The sequence below is a fragment of the Mycobacterium sp. IDR2000157661 genome (assembly GCF_022317005.1).
Taxonomy (GTDB): Bacteria; Actinomycetota; Actinomycetes; order Mycobacteriales; family Mycobacteriaceae; genus Mycobacterium.
Map to the genome: position 1 here is coordinate 2,967,284 of NZ_CP081006.1, position 18,087 is coordinate 2,985,370.

Genomic DNA, 18,087 nt, shown 5'->3' on the forward strand with positions numbered 1-18,087 from the left:
CGATGCTCGCATTACTGACTCCTAGGCTGATCGGCGGCCGGACGTCAGGTACTGACAGCCCGGGTCCATGGATTCCCTGCGGTGCGCCGGCTGATACGTCCCCGGCGTTGCGGGATCGCGGCAGCGGCGGTGTCATTGCGGTGGGCGCGGCGCCACCTCGACCGTCGCGATCGTCTGAGCCGGCTGTCGGGTTGTGATCGTCACCGAGCCCGGGTCGTCGACGGTGAAGTCGAACACCTGATCTGCGACCGGCTTGACCGCGAACGTGCGGTTCAGTGCGCCCTCGATCTCGATGTTCGCCGCGGCGTCGCTGTCGACACGCAATTCGATGGGTTGCCCGACCGTGGCGCTCAGCGTTGCGTTCTGCGGTTGCACCGACCCGTTTGCGATATCCACGTCCACCACCACGGGCGACGGATCGGCCGGATACGAGGGCGGGTACGAGGTGCCGGGGACGGACGGTTCGGCTCCCTGCACGGTGGTGGTGAACTCGTCACCGGTGGGGTAGGGCGTCGAATCGCATCCCGCCGTCGCGGTCGCGAGCAGCACCGCCGCGAAAGAGGCGGTCACTGCGGCCGCGCGCCGCCCAACTCTCACCTCCGGGCCCGGATTGGTCATCGTGTCACCTCTCGTCTCGACGTCCGCCGACGTCGTACCCGAGCAGGCAATCGATAAACAGGGTCGAGCTACACCGGCAGTGCGAGCCGGGTCGGCTCGTCGTGGCCGCGCAGTGTGACGGTGTCGCCCAGGCTCCAGTGCGACTTTTCGTCGTCGCTCGCCTTGGACAGGGCATCCGATGAGGCGAGCAAATGGCCCGGCTTGTCCTTCGCCAGGTCGCACAGGCGCGCTGCTTCGTTGACCGGTTCGCCGATCACGGTGTACTCGAACCGTTCCTTGGCACCGACGTTGCCCGCCACCGCTTCGCCCGCCGCCACGCCGATGCCCGCTTCGCACTCGGGCACCTCCGCGCGGATGCGCCGGGCGATGGCACGACCGGCGGCCAACGCCTCGTCCTCCGGCCGCTCCAAGTGGTTGGGCGCACCGAACACCGCAAGCGCCGCATCTCCTTCGAACTTGTTGACGAACCCGTGGTGGCGGTCGACCTCCTCGACGATGACGGCGAAGAAGCGGTTCAGCAACTCGACGACTTCGGTTGCGGGTCTTCCCGTCACCAACTGTGTCGAGCCGATGATGTCGACGAAGATGACCGCCACATGGCGTTCCTCCCCGCCGAGCTTGGGCCGTTCCTTCTCGGCCGCCGCGGCGACGTCGCGACCGACATGACGACCGAACAAGTCGCGCACCCGTTCGCGTTCCTTGAGGCCCTCGACCATCGAGTTGAAGCCCCGCTGCAGCTCGCCGAGTTCGGTGCCGTCGAACACCACCAGGCCGCAGTCGTAATCACCCCGCTCGACGTGGTGCAGTGCCGAACGCACCACCCGGACAGGAGTCGCGGTCAGCCAGGACAGAATCCACATCAGGATGAAGCCGAACACCAGCGCCGCTGCCGCAATGCTCAGCACCGCAACACCGAACTGTGTGGGCGTGAGGTTGCCCAGTACCAGCGAGAAGATCGCGGTGATGGCAATGCCCATCACCGGCACCCCAGACCCCAGTGCCCACACCAGCATGGTGCGGCCCATGATCCCGGCGGTCAGCCGGCGCGGCGGACGGCCCGCTTCCAGCGCCTCCGCCGCGACCGGGCGCAGCGAGAATTCGGTGATCAGGTAGCACGCGGTGGCAACCACGATTCCGGGGAACCCGACCGCGAAGATGAAGCGGGGGATGAAGGCGGTGTCCTGCAGCCCGTACAACAGCGTCAGCAGCGCGGTGCCGAAGCCCCACAGGAAGAGCAGCCTCTTCGCCACCCGCCACGGCGCGAGGAACACGTTGCGCTGATCCTCCCGGGTCGGAGGGCGCTCTTCGATGGACCACCGCAGGGAGCGGACGGTCCGCGCGGTGATCCACGCGGTCCCGCCGACCAACGCGACCGCCATGTAGGTCGGGGCGACGGCCCACGTCAGCCACCCCGGCGCGTCGGAGAAGATGCTCGGCACGGGGATCGCCAACGCGTTGAGCAGCAACGACACCACGATTCCGATGATGTTGGCGAACAGCAACAGCGAGGTGAGGATGACCTGGATGCGGATGCGCCTGCGCCGCTGACTCTCGGTCGGCTTGCCGAGCAGCCACGACCCGTACTGCGGCGTGTCCGGCAGTCGGCCGCTCTGCCGTGTCACGGTCTCCAGGACGCGGCCGAGCCGCTTCGGGACGCTTTCGCTGACGCTCATCGTGCCTAGATCTTAATTTGCCGAACCGGCCCCTAAGGTGGTTCGGGTGCGTCTCGTGATCGCCCAATGCACCGTCGACTACGTCGGACGGCTGACCGCACACCTGCCCTCGGCGCGGCGACTGCTGCTGATCAAGGCCGACGGGTCGGTGAGTGTGCACGCCGACGACCGCGCCTACAAGCCGCTGAACTGGATGAGTCCGCCGTGTCGGCTTACCGAGAAGACCGAGGGTCCGGCGCCGGTCTGGGTGGTGGAGAACAAGGCCGGCGAGCAACTGCGGATCACCGTCGAAAGCGTCGAACACGATTCCAGCCATGAACTCGGCGTGGATCCCGGCCTGGTCAAGGATGGCGTCGAGGCCCACCTGCAGGAACTGTTGGCCGAGCACGTGGAACTCTTGGGCCCGGGATACACGCTGGTGCGGCGCGAGTACATGACCGCGATCGGGCCGGTGGACCTGCTGTGCCGCGACGAGAACGGTGGGTCGGTCGCTGTGGAGATCAAACGCCGCGGTGAGATCGACGGAGTAGAACAGCTGACCCGCTATCTCGAGTTGCTCAACCGCGACACGCTTCTCGCGCCCGTCACCGGAGTCTTTGCCGCGCAACAGATCAAGCCGCAGGCCAAGACGCTGGCCGTCGACCGCGGCATCCGGTGCCTGACACTGGACTACGACCAGATGCGGGGAATGGACAGCGACGAGTTCCGCCTGTTCTAGCGCCTTAGACTGAGTGCATGGCGCGTCGCCGCAGATCCAGCAGGCCGCCGGCTCCGCCACCGGCGCCGCGCCGCATCGAGACCGGGCCCGACGGTTACGACTACGAGGTCCGTCCGGTCGCAGCAGCGCGGGCCACCAAGACCTACCGTTGTCCCGGTTGCGACCACGAGATCCGGCCGGGCACCGCGCATCTGGTCGTGTTCGAAGCCCATCTGGGCGAGCGGGCAGTCGACGACCGCAGACACTGGCACACCGCGTGCTGGGCACACCGGTCTACGCGGGGCCCCACCCGCAAATGGTCTTAGTGAGCCGTCAGTGCTCTGGGGAGGCGGGCTCGACCAGCTCGATGAGGACACCGCCGGCGTCCTTGGGGTGGATGAAATTGATCCGCGAGTCCGCGGTGCCGCGCCGTGGGGCGTCGTAGAGCAACCGCACGCCTTCGGCGCGCAAGCGTTCGCTGAGTGTGTCGATGTCGCTGGTGCGATAGGCCAGCTGCTGCAGACCCGGTCCGCGCTTGTCGAGGAACTTGGCGATCGTCGAGGACTCGTTGATCGGCGACATCAGCTGGATCTGCGCGCTGCCGATGGGCGCACCGCGAACCGACAGCATCGCCTCGCGGACGCCCTGTTCCTCGTTGACCTCCTCGTGCAGCACGATCATGCCGAGGTGGTCGTGGTACCACTTGATGGCGGCGTCCAGATCCGGGACCGCGATGCCCACGTGGTCGATCGCCGCCACCAAGGCGCTTGCGAGCGCCGGACGTGCGTCTACGTGTTCGGTGGTCATAACGTAACGGTAACCTTGAGACAGATGTTTGCGGAATGTGTCATGTACCACACATGGCTATACCCACTTTCTGGAGGAAATAAATGAAGCAGCGCCAGTCGGTGATTGTCGCGGGAGCCCGCACTCCGGTCGGCAAACTCATGGGTTCGCTGAAGGACTTCTCGGGCAGCGACCTCGGCGGCATCGCGATCGCCGCAGCGCTCGAGAAGGCCTTCCCGAATACCGAAGAGCCGGCCCGGCTCGTCGAGTACGTCATCATGGGCCAGGTGCTGACCGCCGGCGCCGGGCAGATGCCGGCCAGGCAGGCCGCAGTGGCCGCCGGCATCGGGTGGGACGTGCCCGCCCTGAGTATCAACAAGATGTGCCTGTCGGGCATCGACGCGATCGCGCTCGCTGACCAGCTGATCCGTGCCGGCGAGTTCGACGTCGTCGTCGCCGGTGGCCAGGAGTCGATGAGCCAGGCGCCGCACCTGCTGATGAACAGCCGGTCGGGTTACAAGTACGGCGACGTCACGGTGATCGACCACATGGCTTACGACGGGCTGCACGACGTGTTCACCGACCAGCCGATGGGTGCGCTGACCGAGCAGCGCAACGATGTCGACCAGTTCACCCGTGCCGAGCAGGACGAGTTCGCCGCCGGATCGCACCAGAAGGCCGCCGCCGCCTGGAAGGACGGCCTGTACGCCGACGAGGTCGTGCCGGTGCAGATCCCACAGCGCAAGGGCGACCCGATCGAGTTCTTCGAGGACGAGGGCATCCGCGCCAACACCACCGCCGAGTCGCTGGCAGGACTGAAGCCGGCCTTCCGCAAGGACGGCACCATCACCGCCGGTTCGGCATCGCAGATCTCCGACGGGGCGTGCGCAGTGGTGGTGATGAACAAGGACAAGGCCGTCGAGCTGGGCCTGACCTGGCTCGCCGAGATCGGCGCGCACGGCGTAGTTGCCGGGCCGGACTCCACGCTGCAGTCACAGCCGGCCAACGCCATCAAGAAAGCGGTTGAGCGGGAAGGTATTTCACTTGACCAGCTCGACGTGATCGAGATCAACGAGGCCTTCTCCGCTGTCGCGCTGGCCTCCACCAAGGAACTCGGCGTGGATGCCGACAAGGTCAACGTCAACGGCGGCGCCATCGCCATCGGCCATCCCATCGGCATGTCCGGTGCCCGGATCACCCTGCACGCCGCTCTGGAACTGGCGCGCCGCGGGTCCGGTTACGCCGTGGCGGGACTGTGCGGTGCCGGCGGGCAGGGTGACGCTTTGATCCTGCGTCGCAGCTAGCGCCTGATCGGCGCTACGACGACGTGTAGTAATCGGCTTCTGTTTCGTGCACAATGGCGGCTATGACACGCGCTTTGGACCTGCGTTCCATCGCGGGCTGGTTTCGCCTCGTCGCCCTGCTCGAGGCAGTCAGCTGGGTGGGCCTGCTGACCGGGATGTACTTCAAGTACGTGGGCACGCCCCGCACCGAGATCGGCGTCAAGATATTCGGCATGGCGCACGGGCTGATCTTCGTCGCCTTCGTGCTCCTCGGCCTGCTGGCAGGAGTCGCCTTCAAGTGGGCGCTCGGCACCTGGGCGCTGGCCGTACTGGCCGGCGTCGTGCCGCTGGCCAGCGTGGTCTTCGTCATCTGGGTGGATCGCACCGGTCGGATGGGGGCGCCGGCCGCCGCCATGGCGCTCGCACAACCGGGGCGGTCGGCACTCGAAACGACGTGACAGACTTACTGACGTGAGTCGTCCACGACCCCCTATTGCGGCCTCGATGGCCGGCGCGGTTGATCTGTCGGCCCTCAAGCAGCGGCCTGCCACGAGCGAAGCGGGCCAATCCGGTCCAGCCGGCGGCGTCGAGGTAACCGAGGCCAACCTCGAAGACGAGGTGCTGGTCCGGTCCGGTCAGGTACCCGTTGTGGTGCTGCTGTGGTCGCCGCGCAGCGACGCCAGCGTCCAGTTGGGTGACGCACTGGCCGCGCTGGCCAACTCCGACGGCGGCAAGTGGTCGCTGGCGACCGTCAACGTCGATGCGGTGCCGCGAGTTGCCCAGATGTTCGGCGTTCAGGCGGTTCCGACGGCGGTCGCACTCGCGGCGGGCCAGCCGCTGTCCAGCTTTCAGGGCATGCAGCCGCCGGAGCAGCTGCGCCGGTGGGTCGACTCGCTGCTGAGCGCGGTCGCGGGGAAGCTGCCCGGCGGCGGCGACCCCGAGCAACCCGAACAGGTCGACCCCGAGCTCGCGAACGCCCGCGCTCACCTCGACGCCGGGGAGTTCGACGCCGCGCGCACCGCCTACCAGGCGATCCTCGACGCCAACCCGGGCCACGCCGAGGCCAAGGGGGCGGTTCGTCAGATCGCGTTCTTGCAGCGAGCGACGACGCGCGCCCCCGGTGCGGTGGTTGCCGCCGACGCCAATCCCGACGATATCGAGACCGCCTTCGCCGCGGCCGACGTCGAGATCCTGCAGCAGAACGTCGGCGCCGCGTTCGACCGGCTCATCGGGTTGATCAAGCGGACGTCGGGCGACGACCGCGCCAAGGTGCGCACCCGGTTGGTCGAGCTCTTCGACCTCTTCGATCCCGCCGAGCCCGAAGTGATCGCCGGTCGTCGCAAGCTGGCCAACGCCCTCTACTGATTCTCGCGGTTAGGACTCGGCCGGTTCGTACTCGAACCACAGCGCTGCCAATGGGGGCAGCACCATGACCGCGGACGCCGGCCGCCCGTGCCATGGCTCGTCGGTGGCCTGCACGGCGCCGTAGTTGCCGATGCCCGAACCGTTGTAGACGTCGGCGTCGGTGTTGAGCACCTCGCGCCAGCTGCCGGCGTGCGGCAGACCGAGGCGGTAGCGGGAGTGTTCCGATCCCGAGAAGTTGAACACGCAAGCCAGCACCGACCCGTCGTCGCCATAGCGCAGGAAGCTGAGCACGTTGTTGGCAGAGTCGTTGGCGTCGATCCACGAGTAACCCTCGGGGCGGGTGTCCTGTGACCACAGTGCGCGCCTGCTGCGGTAGATGGCGTTCATGTCCTGCATCATGCGCAGCACGCCCGTCGAGAAGCCGTTCTCGTCGAGCTGGTACCAGTCGACGCCGCGCTCCTCGGACCATTCGGCCCGCTGGCCGAACTCCTGGCCCATGAACAGCAGTTGCTTGCCCGGATGTGCCCACTGGTAGGCCAGTAGACCGCGCAGCCCGGCCGCTTTCATGTGATCGTCACCCGGCATCCGGCCCCACAGCGTGCCCTTGCCGTGCACGACCTCGTCGTGGCTGATCGGCAGCACGTAGTTCTCGCTGAACGCGTAGAGCATCGAGAACGTGATCTCGTGATGGTGGTAACTGCGGTGAATCGGGTCGCGCTTGATGAACTCCAGCGTGTCGTTCATCCAGCCCATGTTCCACTTCATCGAGAAGCCAAGGCCGCCGAGGTTGGTCGGCCTTGTGACACCGGGCCACGACGTCGACTCCTCGGCGATGGTCACGACGCCGGGAGCGGCCTTGTGCACTGTCGCGTTCATCTCCTGCAGGAACTGCACGGCCTCGAGGTTCTCGCGGCCGCCGTAGACGTTGGGCGTCCAGCCGCCCTCCGGGCGTGAGTAGTCCAGGTACAGCATCGACGCAACGGCGTCCACCCGCAGGCCGTCGATGTGGAACTCCTGCAGCCAGTAGAGCGCGTTGGCCACCAGGAAGTTGCGCACCTCGGCGCGGCCGAAGTCGAAAACGTAAGTGCCCCAGTCGAGTTGCTCGCCACGGCGCGGATCGGAGTGTTCGTAGAGCGCGGTGCCGTCGAACCGGCCCAGCGCCCACGCGTCCTTGGGGAAATGCGCGGGCACCCAGTCCATGATCACGCCGATGCCGGCCTGATGCAGGGTGTCGACCAGATGGCGGAACTCGTCGGGGGTGCCCATGCGCGACGTCGGCGCGTAATACGACGTCACCTGGTAGCCCCAGGAACCGCCGAACGGGTGCTCGGCCACCGGCATCAGCTCGACATGGGTGAATCCATGGTCGACGACGTATTCGGTGAGCTGCTGAGCCAGTTCGCGGTAGCTCAGCCCCGGCCGCCACGACATCAGGTGCACTTCGTAGGTGCTCATCGGCTCGAACACCGGGTTCTGGGCGGCGCGCTGCGCCATCCAGTCCTGGTCCTCCCACGTGTAGTCGCTCTTGGTCACCTTGGATGCCGTTTTCGGTGGCACCTCGGTGGCGAACGCCATCGGGTCGGCGCGCTCGGAGACCGATCCGTCGGCGCCGCGGATCCGGAACTTGTAGAGCCCGCCGATCTCGAAGCCCGGCCAGAACAGCTCCCAGACGCCGGTCGAACCCAGCACCCGCAGTTGTGCCTCGTTGGCGTCCCAATGGTTGAACTCACCGATCAGGCTGACGCCTGTGGCGTTCGGTGCCCATACCGCGAACGAGACGCCTTCGACGACCCCGTCGGGGGTGGTGTAGCTGCGTGGATGCGCACCGAGGATGTCCCACAGCCGTTCATGACGGCCCTCGGCGAAAAGGTGCAGATCCATCTCGCCGAGCGTGGGCAGGAAGCGGTAGGCATCGGCGACCGTGTGCACCTGATCCCCGGGGTAACGCACCTCGAGGCGGTAGTCCGAGAGACCGGTGAACGGCAGCGCGACCGCGAACAGCCCCGCCTCGATGTGCTGGAAGACATAGCGTTTCCCGCCGACCAGCGCGGTCACCTCTTCCGCATGGGGCCGGTAGGCGCGTAGCACCGTGTGGTCGTCGTACTCGTGGGCCCCGAGGACCGAGTGCGGGTCGTGGTGCTCCCCGGCCAGCAGCCGGTTGAGGTCGGCGGTGTGCGGTCGCAGATGCGGACTGCTCGCTTGCTTGGTCTGCGTCATGTTGTCACTCCCTACGCAGCAGATTGAGTCGTTGGTCGGCGGGCACGTGCGGCATGTTGAGAATGTGTGCCACTGCCCGGACGGGGTCGATGCGCACGTAATTGGCCTGACCCCATTGGTATTCCTCACCGGTGATCTCGTCGCGTACCCAGAACCGGTCATAGGGCTCCATACCCAGAGCGCCCATGTCCAGCCACAGGGTGGCCTCCTCCGGACCGAACGGATTGATGGTGACCACCACGAGCACCTGGTCGCCCGACACCGGATCGAACTTGCTGTAGGCGATCAGCGCGTCGTTGTCGACGTGATGGAAATTGATGGTGCGCAACTCGTGCAGCGCGGGGTGCAACCGGCGAATCTCGTTGAGCCGGGTGAGGAACGGCTCCAACGACTCTCCGTCGGCCAACGCGGCATCGAAGTCGCGCGGGCGCAGTTCGTACTTCTCCGAGTTGAGGTACTCCTCGCTGCCCTCCCGCACCGGCCGGTGCTCGAAGAGTTCGAACCCGGAGTACACCCCCCAGGTCGAGCTCATGGTCGCCGCCAGCGCCGCGCGGATCGCGAACATGCCGGGGCCGCCGTGCTGGAGGCTTTCGTGCAGGATGTCGGGGGTGTTGACGAACAGGTTCGGCCGGGCGTAGTCGGCGTGTTCGGCGATCTGCTCGCCGAATTCGACGATCTCCCACTTCGCGGTGCGCCAGGTGAAGTACGTGTAGGACTGCGTGAAACCGAGTTTCGCAAGCCCGTACAACCGGGCGGGCCGGGTGAACGCCTCCGCCAGGAACAGCACGTCGGGCTCTTCGTTCTTCACCTCGCCGATCAGCCACGCCCAGAAGTTCGGTGGCTTGGTGTGCGGGTTGTCGACGCGGAACACCTTGACGCCGTGTGAGATCCAGTACCGCACCACCCGCAGCACCTCCTCGTAGAGGCCGGTCGGGTCGTTGTCGAAGTTCAGCGGATAGATGTCCTGGTATTTCTTCGGCGGGTTCTCCGCATAAGCGATGGTGCCGTCGGGTAGCACGGTGAACCACTCCGGATGTTCACGGGCCCACGGGTGATCCGGCGCGCACTGCAGCGCCAGGTCGAGTGCCACCTCCATGCCGTCGTCGCGGGCGGCGGCGACGAAGTCGTCGAAGTCATCGATCGTGCCCAGCATCGGGTGAACGGCGTCGTGGCCGCCCTCGCTGGAGCCGATCGCCCACGGTGAGCCGACGTCCTTCGGCGCCGCGGTGACGCTGTTGTTGCGTCCCTTGCGGTGTACCTTCCCGATCGGGTGGATCGGCGGTAGGTAGACCACGTCGAAGCCCATCCTGGCCACCCGCGGCAAGGCCTTGGTGGCAGTGGCGAACGTGCCGTGCACCGGGTTGCCCTGGGCGTCCCAGCCGCCGGTGGAGCGGGGGAAGAATTCGTACCAGGAACTGAACCGGGCCAGCGGCCGGTCCACCCACACGCCGTACTGCTCGCCCCGGGTGACCAATTCGCGCAGCGGGTACTGGTCGAGAAGTTCGGCGACGTCGTCGGCGAGCGCAGCGCCGGCGCGCGCGAACGGGTCGCCTGGCTGCCGCAGCAGAGCCGCGGCCTCGAGCAGGGGATAGCGGTGTTGACGCGGCACCCCGGTCGCGGCGCGTTCCAGCAGTTGCGCGCCGACCAGCAGGTCGTTCGACAATTCCGACTCGCTCTGCCCAGCGTCCAGTTTGGCCGTCACGTTCTTGCGCCACGTCGCTATCGGGTCGCCCCAGCCGTCCACTCGGAACGTCCACAGCCCGATGCAGTCGGGACTGAACGCGCCGTGGAACACGTCCGGGGTGCGCCCGGCGGCCATCGGTAGATGCTGCGGCTTCTTGCGTGGGGCTGCGCTGACCACGGCTTCGATGGGCACCGGTTCGGCGGCCCTGGTGAGCCCCGGCGGGTCGTCGGCGAGCTTCGGGTACGACGACCCGTGGTAGCGCACCACCAGGGTGGCCGCGACCGCCTCGTGGCCTTCACGCCACACCGTCGCGGTCACCGGCACTATCTCGCCGACGACCGCCTTGGCCGGGTAGCGACCGCCGGAAACAACGGGCTGGACGTCATCGATTCCGATACGACCGGCCACCTACCACTCCTTACACTGGCGCAGCCCGCGAGAGCCGCTGTGTCGTCTTGGTCAGTTCAGAAAGCCTTGTCGCGCCCTATACCCACCGTAATGCTCGGCCCAACCCCAGGGAGGGGAAGAACTAGACGACGACCCTGCGCGACCGCGGATTGTCAGTAAGGTTGACTCGCGTGAGAGCCCTTCGCAGGTTCACCGTCCGCGCACATCTGCCCGACCGATTGGCCGCGCTCGAACGGCTGTCGATCAACTTGCGTTGGTCGTGGGACAAGCCGACCCAGGACCTGTTCCAGTCCATCGATCCCGCGCTGTGGAAACAGGTCGGCTCTGATCCTCTAGGCCTCCTCGGCCAGGTCAGGCCGAAGCGGCTCGACGAACTGGCGGCCGACGAGTCGTTCCTGCGCCGCCTCGACGGGTTGGCCGCCGATCTGGACGATTATCTGAACCGGCCGCTGTGGTATCAGCAGGAGATCGAGCATGGTGCTCCGCTGCCCAACGGCATCGCCTACTTCTCGATGGAATTCGGCGTCGCGGAATCGCTGCCGAACTACTCAGGCGGGCTGGGCATCCTCGCCGGTGACCATCTCAAAGCTGCTTCCGACCTCGGTCTGCCGCTGATCGCAGTCGGTCTGCTCTATCGCTCGGGGTATTTCCGGCAGTCGCTGACCGCCGACGGCTGGCAGAGCGAGAGCTATCCGTCGCTGGATCCACAGGGGCTGCCGTTGCGGTTGCTCACCGACGGCGCCAACCGGCCGGTGCTCGTCAAGGTCGCGATGCCCAGCCAGAGCCAGCATGACGGTGAGCTGCGAGCGCGCGTGTGGATTGCGCAGGTGGGCCGTATTCCGTTGCTGCTGCTTGACTCTGACATCCCGGAGAACGACCACGGTCTGCGCGGCGTTACCGACCGGCTCTACGGCGGCGATCAGGAGCACCGCATCAAACAGGAGATCCTGGCCGGCGTCGGCGGGGTCCGCGCCATCCGGGCCTTCATCGAACTGGAAGGTCGCCCGTCGCCCGAGGTCTTCCACATGAACGAGGGCCATGCCGGCTTTCTCGGTGTCGAGCGCATCCGCGAACTCATCGACGCGGGACTCGACTTCGACACCGCACTGACGGTGGTGCGGTCGTCAACCGTCTTCACCACGCATACTCCGGTGCCCGCGGGCATCGACCGGTTTCCGGTGGAGATGGTGCGGCGGTATTTCGGCGGCGCGACCGACGGTCCGTCCGGGGCGATGTCGCGGCTGCTACCCGGCCTGCCACTGGATCGCATCCTGGACTTCGGTGCCGAGGACGATCCGTCGAAGTTCAACATGGCGCACATGGGGCTGCGGCTGGCCCAGCGCGCCAACGGTGTGTCGCTGTTGCACGGCAGGGTCAGCCGCCACATGTTCAACGAGCTGTGGCCGGGCTTCGACCCCGGTGAGGTGCCTATCGGCTCCATCACCAACGGCGTGCATGCACCCACCTGGGCCGCGCCCAAATGGCTGGAATTGGGTCGAGAACTCCTTGGCAGCGATGACTTGAATTCGCTGCGCGAACCGGCCGTCTGGGAACGGCTGCACGAGGTCGAGCCCGGACAGCTGTGGTGGATCCGGAACCAGCTCCGGGAGCAACTGGTCGACGACGTGCGCGCCCGGCTGCGCCGGTCCTGGCTGGAGCGCGGGGCGTCGGAAGCCGAATTGGGCTGGATTGCCACGGCATTCGATCCTCGAGCGTTGACCATCGGGTTCGCCCGCCGGGTGCCCACCTACAAGCGGCTGACGCTGATGCTGCGCGACCCCGAGCGGTTGGAGAAGCTGCTGCTCGACGAGCACCGGCCGGTTCAGCTCATCGTGGCGGGCAAGTCGCACCCGGCCGACGACGGCGGCAAAGCCCTCATCCAGCAGGTCGTCAAGTTCGCCGACCGACCGGAGGTCCGCCACCGCATCGCCTTTCTGCCCGACTACGACATGTCGATGGCCCGGCATCTGTACTGGGGCTGCGACGTCTGGCTCAACAATCCGCTGCGCCCGCTGGAGGCCTGCGGAACCTCGGGCATGAAGAGCGCACTCAACGGCGGTCTGAACCTGTCGATCCGCGACGGGTGGTGGGACGAGTGGTACGACGGTGAGAATGGCTGGGAGATACCGACGGCCGACGGTCTCGCCGACGACGGCCGTCGCGACGACCTGGAGGCCGCCGCGCTCTACGACCTGGTCGAGAAGGCGGTTGCGCCGAAGTTCTACGACCGCGACGAGAACGACATTCCCGTCCGGTGGGCGGAGATGGTGCGCCACACGCTCATCGCGCTCGGACCCAAGGTGTTGGCCTCGCGGATGGTGCGCGACTACACCGAGAAGTACTACGCGCCGGCCGCCCAATCGCTGCGCCGGACCGTGGAACCCGGTGCGGACGGCGAACCGTTCGGCGCGGCCCGCGACCTGGCGGACTTCCGCTCGCAGGCGTCCGAAGCGTGGCCCAAGGTCCAGATCACCGATGTCGACAGCTACGGCCTGCCCGACACCCCGCTGCTCGGCTCGGAGCTCACGCTGACCGCGACGGTGCACCTCGCCGGTCTGCGGCCCGACCAGGTCGCCGTTCAGGCGGTGCTGGGCCGTGTCGATGCGAGTGACACCCTGGTCGAGCCGGTGATGGTCGCCATGCAGCACAGCGGGACCGCCGACGGCGGCAACGAGATCTTCTCGGCGACGGCGCCGCTGCCCATCGCCGGTCCGGTCGGTTACACCGTTCGGGTGCTGCCGCACCACCCGTTGCTGGCCGGCGACAGCGAGCTCGGCCTCGTCACTCTCGCGTGAGCGCCCTCAAGGTCGCGCTCGACGGGGGTCCGTACTCGCTGGCGCTCGGGGCAGACGGCGCAATGTGGGTGACGCTGGTGCACAGCGGGGCGATCGCCCGCGTCTCCGGCGGTGGCGAGGTCACCGTGGACATTGACCTGCCCGGCGAGCCGCACGCCGTGGTCGCCGACGCCGACGACGGTGTCCGGGTCGCCCTGGAAGCCGGTCACGTGTTGCGGATGCCTTCGTGACGGTCTGCGGACGAGTTTCTGGACACCTGTACGACCACCCAGCGGCGCGGGGTAGGTTCCGAAACGGTGCGTCGAACAGGTGGCGCTCGGGAAGGGTGCGGCGGTGAAGGTGTGGGGTGTGCTGCGGCGAGGCGGCGTCGTGTTCGCGGTCGGTGTGGTGATGAGCGGTCTGCTCGCCGAACGGGCTGCCGCACAGCCTGAGCCAGGCCCCGTCGCGGCCGATGCAGCCGCCGAGGCGACGGCGCTACCACCCGATGGGGCGCCGCCGCCGCCCGAGGGTGCCGTTGCCTCCACACCGCCCGCGGTGACCGAAACCCCGGACGGCTGGACGTTGACGCTGTCGGCCAAGGACGAGACCCAGGCGCCGATACCCCCGCTGACGACGGCGGTGTCCTCGCGCGAGTATGTCGTCGGAGGCACCTATACCGGCGCGATGAGCGGCCCCGGCGAGGGCACGCCGCCCGAGGGCACCCTCGAGGTCGGCTACGAGATCGGCTGCGGTATCGACATGAGCACCTCCAACGGCGTGGCGCTGACCGGTACCGCCGGCATCAACCCCTCGATCGGGCTCTTCGGTACCGACTTCATCTCGCCGTTCCCCGAAGGCCTGGTGCCGGGGTTGGGCGGCAACATCGGCGGCGCGATCACCGTGGGTCTCAAGCCCGGCATCATCAACGTCGTACCGGTGACCAAGAAGGAGTTCACCGGCGCCGATCCGTGGGTGATGGTCAGCGGCTTCCGGGTCAAGATCGACGGCTGCGTCGGCGAATCCTTCATCCGCTCGTATGCGTTCCTGACCAGGTCCACGGACATGTCCGAGGCCGTGCTGGCCTGGTACGGCGTGACCAAGAAGATCTAACCCGGAAGATCTGGCCCGCTCACTGGAAGCGCTTGAAGCAGCGCTCAGTGTCACCGAGCACGCCGATCCGGAACGCGTCGATGCGGGAGAACCCCGACGGCACCGATTCGCCGTTGGCGTCGCTGGCCGCCAGGCCGTTGACGAGTATCCCGGAAACCGCCTCGTCCACGTCACCGGCGGTGAGCGCGACGGTGTTGCCGTCCGGTGTGGTGACCGCCTTCGACATCTTGGTGGTGGCGACGCCGGTGAGGCAGGCGGTGCGCAGTGCGGCGGCGGCGCTGTCCAGTGTCACGCCGCGCTCCTGCTGGATCGCCTGAAGGTACCGCGACGCCAGCACCGAGTAGGCGGTGTTGTCACCGGTGGCCATGCTTGTCGGGTCATCGAGGTCGGGCGGCGCGCCCATCTTCTCCAATTCGGCGAGGTCGACGGAGATGGTGCTGGTGGCCGGGCAGTAGGAGACCGGCGGACTGGGTCGCGCATCCGGGCAGTCGCCGGATTCGAAGCTCAATCGCGGCGGGTCGGCCGGCGGGAACAGGATCTTCATCGCATCGACGATCGCGCGCACCGAGGTTTCGGTGACGGGCCATTCGCCGGTTTCGTTCGCCTCCAACAGCACCGGGAGATCACCACGGCGCTGGCCGATCTCGCGCATGTCGATGGTCGCGCACGCCACCGCACCGTCGGTGAAGCCGAACTGGAAGGCCGAGAGCCGTTCGAAGGCCGAGCCGTGCTCGTCCACTCCGAGCTCGGGGGAGTTCTCGCTGAGCAACGGGTCGCGGAACGCGATCACCGCGGCGAGCACGCTGTTGAGTCCTTCCCCGGTGGCCAGTGAAAAGCGCGACGAATTGCCTTCGGCGACCCACCGCATGTACGACCCGGCCAGGCAGTCGGCCTGCTGCTCGGACACCAGTGTCGGGGTGTTCTCGTCGGCCAGGCCGGCTGTCTCCTGGACGGCGTGTCCGTATTCGTGGGCCAGCACCATCGTGACGCCCATGTCGCCATAGTCCTGCTGCAGACTGGGCAATAGTTCGCCGCGGTCCCAGCCGATGGTCTGGTCGTCGTGGCAGTAGCCTGCGTTCACCACGCCGAATGTCTCGCCGCTGCAGAAGTTAATGTCGTCGAACCCGTTGGCGTCCCAGGAGACCACCTCGTTGACGGGGCGGAACTCACCGCCGAAGGCTTCGCCGTAGGCACCCTGCCAGAACTCTTCGATGTCGCTGATCGCCTGGCGGCCCAACTCGTCGGTGTCCCCGCCATCGGTCCCGATCACTTCTCGGACAGGCGGTTTCGCGCTGCGCCGCAACCCCGTCGGTCCGTCCGTCGCGGGCATGCCTGCGACGCTGAACGGGTCGGCGAACACCGAGACCGGCGTGCCGGGCAGCGTCGACGTGCACGCGGTCATCAGCGCCGCCGACGACAAGGCGATCGCAGCGCGCAGACGGTTTCGCCGACTCATCGCCGCCTCTCACAGAAACCGGCGGCCGGGCCCGCCGCGCATCGAATCGTTGTCAGGATAGTGAAGGAATCATCGGGCGCGTAGACGTTCCAGCGCCTGCCGCACCAGGGTCGAATCGGTGGTCGGCCAGAACGGCGGTAGGGAGGCGCGCAGGTAGCCGCCGTACCGTGCGGTGGCCATCCGGGAATCAAGCACTGCGACCACTCCGCGGTCGTCGACACCGCGCAGCAGACGGCCCGCGCCCTGGGCGAGCAGCAGCGCCGCGTGGCTGGCGGCGACGGCCATGAACCCGTTGCCGCCGCGGGCGGCGACCGCACGCTGTCGCGCCGTGAGCAACGGGTCATCGGGCCGGGGAAACGGGATCCGGTCGATCAGCACCAGCGACAGCGACGGTCCCGGCACGTCGACGCCCTGCCACAGCGACAGCGTGCCGAACAGAGTTGTCTCCGGGTCCTCGGCGAACCGCTTCACCAATGCCGATGTGGTGTCGTCGCCCTGGCACAGCACCGGGGTGTCGAGTCGTTCCCGCATGACCTCGGTTGCCGCCTTGGCCGCCCGCATCGATGAGAACAAACCCAGCGTCCGGCCGCCTGCGGCGGTGATCAACGCCTGGATCTCGTCGAGTTGCTCCGCCGACCCGGTTCCGTCACGGCCGGGTGGCGGCAGATGGGCGGCGACGTAGAGGATGCCCGACTTGGCGTGCTCGAAGGGTGAGCCGACGTCGATTCCCTTCCACCCGCTGTCCTCGCCCGTCAGCCCCCACGCCGTCGCCATCGCGTCGAAGGTGCCGCCGATGGTCAGAGTCGCCGACGTCAGCACCGTGGTCGAACGCTCGAACAGCCTGGCGCGCAACAGTCCCGAGACCGCGAGTGGAGCGACCCGCAGGACGCTCCGGACGGTGCCGCGGGTCTCCTCACGGTCCACCCAGACGACGTCCGTGCGGTCGGGGATGGCGGGCACGAAGGAGTCGATGACCCGCGATGCGGTGTCGGCCACATCGGTCAGTGCGGTGACCGACTCCGTGCGTGCCGACGCGGCTTTCGGATCGGTGGGTGCGGTGTCGATGGCCGACCGGGCACGGTGAGCGGCGTCGCGCACGGCGACCAGGTAGGTTTCCAACTCGTCGTCCAGCACGTCGATGCGGCCGGGTTCGGTGTCGTGGATCGCCGACGACAATGTCGCCGTCGCGGCCTCGAGTCGCTGCGCGAGTTCCTGGTCGATCAGTCGCGCCGCCCGCCGGTGCGCGGCACCCAGCGCTGTCGCCGACAGTTCGCCCGTGGCCACCGACGTCACCCGGTCGACCAGTTCGTGTGCCTCGTCGACGATGAGCAGACGGTGCTCGGGCAGCACCGCGGCGTCGGAGATCGCGTCGATCGCCAGCAGCGCGTGGTTGGTGACGACGACGTCGGCATGACCGGCCTTGTCGCGGGCTCTCTCCGCGAAACAGTCGGTGCCGAACGGGCAGCGCGATACCCCGATGCATTCGCGCGCCGAAACGCTGACCTGAGACCACGACCGGTCGGGCACGCCCGGTGTCAGCTCGTCGCGGTCGCCGGTGTCGGTGTCCGAGGACCACGCGATGAGCCGCTGCACGTCGCGGCCCAGAGCGCTGGACGCGACCGGCTCGAAGAGCTCCTCCTGCGGTCGATCGTCCGGCTCATTGGCTGCTCCATTGTGGATCTTGTTCAGGCACAGATAATTTCCGCGACCCTTCAACAGCGCGAACTCCGGCGTGCGCGGTAGTGCGTCGCCCAGCGATTGCGCCAACCGGGGCAGGTCCCGGTCGACCAACTGGCGTTGCAGCGCGATGGTCGCCGTGGACACCACGACGGGTTCATCGGTCTCGACGGCCCGCGCGATCGCGGGCACCAGGTATGCCAGCGACTTCCCGGTGCCGGTGCCGGCCTGCACCGCGAGGTGCTCGCGGGCGTCGAAGGCGTGCGCCACGGCTTCGGCCATCTCGATCTGGCCGGGGCGCTCGCTGCCGCCGAGACCGGCGACGGCCGCGGCAAGGAG

At 67.6% G+C, this 18,087-nt stretch carries 14 protein-coding genes and 1 pseudogene; 8 read left to right on the forward strand and 7 right to left on the reverse strand.

Translation table 11 applies throughout. From position 1 onward, the window contains the following. Window positions 1-132: 132 nt before the first annotated feature. Both K3G64_RS15615 and K3G64_RS15620 read right to left on the reverse strand, forming a co-directional pair. Window positions 133-618: a hypothetical protein gene (locus K3G64_RS15615; RefSeq protein WP_238885551.1), complete on the reverse strand. Its 486-nt coding sequence runs from the start codon at window positions 616-618 to the stop codon at window positions 133-135. 68 nt (window positions 619-686) lie between these two features. Continuing rightward, window positions 687-2,291, reverse strand: a complete 1,605-nt coding sequence (locus tag K3G64_RS15620) for an adenylate/guanylate cyclase domain-containing protein (protein WP_238885552.1) — start codon at window positions 2,289-2,291, stop codon at window positions 687-689. 46 nt (window positions 2,292-2,337) lie between these two features. Here K3G64_RS15620 and nucS point away from each other — a divergent pair, with 46 nt between their 5' ends. Then, window positions 2,338-3,009 carry an endonuclease NucS gene (gene nucS, locus K3G64_RS15625; RefSeq protein ID WP_238885553.1) on the forward strand — a complete coding sequence of 224 codons (672 nt, stop codon included), beginning with the start codon at window positions 2,338-2,340 and terminating at the stop codon, window positions 3,007-3,009. A 17-nt stretch (window positions 3,010-3,026) separates the two neighbouring features. Continuing rightward, complete coding sequence (locus K3G64_RS15630) at window positions 3,027-3,314, forward strand: hypothetical protein (protein ID WP_238885554.1); 288 nt, start codon at window positions 3,027-3,029, stop codon at window positions 3,312-3,314. Between the two features lie 7 nt (window positions 3,315-3,321). Here K3G64_RS15630 and mce read toward each other — a convergent pair whose 3' ends face one another. After that, the gene (mce, locus tag K3G64_RS15635) at window positions 3,322-3,795 is read right to left on the reverse strand and encodes a methylmalonyl-CoA epimerase (protein ID WP_238885555.1); all 474 of its coding nucleotides are present in this window, start codon (window positions 3,793-3,795) and stop codon (window positions 3,322-3,324) included. Between the two features lie 83 nt (window positions 3,796-3,878). Between mce and K3G64_RS15640 the strand changes: the two genes are divergently transcribed. Genes K3G64_RS15640 through K3G64_RS15650 form a run of 3 tightly spaced genes read left to right on the forward strand, consistent with a single transcriptional unit; the run spans window position 3,879 to window position 6,422 of the window. After that, complete coding sequence (locus K3G64_RS15640) at window positions 3,879-5,078, forward strand: acetyl-CoA C-acetyltransferase (protein WP_238885556.1); 1,200 nt, start codon at window positions 3,879-3,881, stop codon at window positions 5,076-5,078. Between the two features lie 53 nt (window positions 5,079-5,131). After that, complete coding sequence (locus K3G64_RS15645) at window positions 5,132-5,515, forward strand: DUF3817 domain-containing protein (RefSeq protein WP_238885558.1); 384 nt, start codon at window positions 5,132-5,134, stop codon at window positions 5,513-5,515. A gap of 13 nt (window positions 5,516-5,528) precedes the next feature. Beyond that, the gene (locus K3G64_RS15650) at window positions 5,529-6,422 is read left to right on the forward strand and encodes a tetratricopeptide repeat protein (RefSeq protein ID WP_238885561.1); all 894 of its coding nucleotides are present in this window, start codon (window positions 5,529-5,531) and stop codon (window positions 6,420-6,422) included. Window positions 6,423-6,431: 9 nt separating this feature from the next. On the opposite strand, the gene glgB is transcribed toward K3G64_RS15650, so the two are convergent. Further along, window positions 6,432-8,639: a 1,4-alpha-glucan branching protein GlgB gene (gene glgB, locus K3G64_RS15655; RefSeq protein ID WP_238885564.1), complete on the reverse strand. Its 2,208-nt coding sequence runs from the start codon at window positions 8,637-8,639 to the stop codon at window positions 6,432-6,434. Between the two features lie 4 nt (window positions 8,640-8,643). Continuing rightward, window positions 8,644-10,731: an alpha-1,4-glucan--maltose-1-phosphate maltosyltransferase gene (locus K3G64_RS15660; protein ID WP_238885566.1), complete on the reverse strand. Its 2,088-nt coding sequence runs from the start codon at window positions 10,729-10,731 to the stop codon at window positions 8,644-8,646. A gap of 170 nt (window positions 10,732-10,901) precedes the next feature. Here K3G64_RS15660 and K3G64_RS15665 point away from each other — a divergent pair, with 170 nt between their 5' ends. The 3 genes and pseudogenes from K3G64_RS15665 (at window position 10,902) to K3G64_RS15675 (ending at window position 14,615) form a co-directional block, all read left to right on the forward strand. Next, on the forward strand, window positions 10,902-13,526 hold the full coding sequence (locus K3G64_RS15665; protein WP_238885568.1) for a glycosyltransferase family 1 protein: 2,625 nt from the start codon (window positions 10,902-10,904) through the stop codon (window positions 13,524-13,526). Next, window positions 13,523-13,643, forward strand: a pseudogene (locus K3G64_RS15670) (virginiamycin B lyase); the annotation flags it as partial. The gene K3G64_RS15665 and the pseudogene K3G64_RS15670, both read left to right, overlap by 4 nt. A gap of 273 nt (window positions 13,644-13,916) precedes the next feature. Next, entirely contained in the window at window positions 13,917-14,615 is a 699-nt protein-coding gene (locus K3G64_RS15675) for an MspA family porin (protein WP_238950708.1), read from the forward strand. A 19-nt stretch (window positions 14,616-14,634) separates the two neighbouring features. On the opposite strand, the gene K3G64_RS15680 is transcribed toward K3G64_RS15675, so the two are convergent. Further along, window positions 14,635-16,071: a neutral zinc metallopeptidase gene (locus K3G64_RS15680; protein ID WP_238885570.1), complete on the reverse strand. Its 1,437-nt coding sequence runs from the start codon at window positions 16,069-16,071 to the stop codon at window positions 14,635-14,637. Between the two features lie 69 nt (window positions 16,072-16,140). Continuing rightward, entirely contained in the window at window positions 16,141-18,036 is a 1,896-nt protein-coding gene (locus K3G64_RS15685; RefSeq protein WP_238950710.1) for an ATP-dependent DNA helicase, read from the reverse strand. Between the last annotated feature and the right edge of the window lie 51 nt (window positions 18,037-18,087).

What these genes read in the sequence shown, in the direction of transcription:
- K3G64_RS15675 (WP_238950708.1), top strand. Translation starts at nt 13,917, where the DNA reads ATGAGCGGTCTGCTCGCCGAACGGGCTGCCGCACAGCCTGAGCCAGGC.
- K3G64_RS15620 (WP_238885552.1), bottom strand. Translation starts at nt 2,291, where the DNA reads ATGAGCGTCAGCGAAAGCGTCCCGAAGCGGCTCGGCCGCGTCCTGGAG.
- glgB (WP_238885564.1), bottom strand. Translation starts at nt 8,639, where the DNA reads ATGACGCAGACCAAGCAAGCGAGCAGTCCGCATCTGCGACCGCACACC.
- K3G64_RS15645 (WP_238885558.1), top strand. Translation starts at nt 5,132, where the DNA reads ATGGCGGCTATGACACGCGCTTTGGACCTGCGTTCCATCGCGGGCTGG.
- K3G64_RS15680 (WP_238885570.1), bottom strand. Translation starts at nt 16,071, where the DNA reads ATGAGTCGGCGAAACCGTCTGCGCGCTGCGATCGCCTTGTCGTCGGCG.
- K3G64_RS15640 (WP_238885556.1), top strand. Translation starts at nt 3,879, where the DNA reads ATGAAGCAGCGCCAGTCGGTGATTGTCGCGGGAGCCCGCACTCCGGTC.
- mce (WP_238885555.1), bottom strand. Translation starts at nt 3,795, where the DNA reads ATGACCACCGAACACGTAGACGCACGTCCGGCGCTCGCAAGCGCCTTG.
- K3G64_RS15630 (WP_238885554.1), top strand. Translation starts at nt 3,027, where the DNA reads ATGGCGCGTCGCCGCAGATCCAGCAGGCCGCCGGCTCCGCCACCGGCG.
- K3G64_RS15615 (WP_238885551.1), bottom strand. Translation starts at nt 618, where the DNA reads ATGACCAATCCGGGCCCGGAGGTGAGAGTTGGGCGGCGCGCGGCCGCA.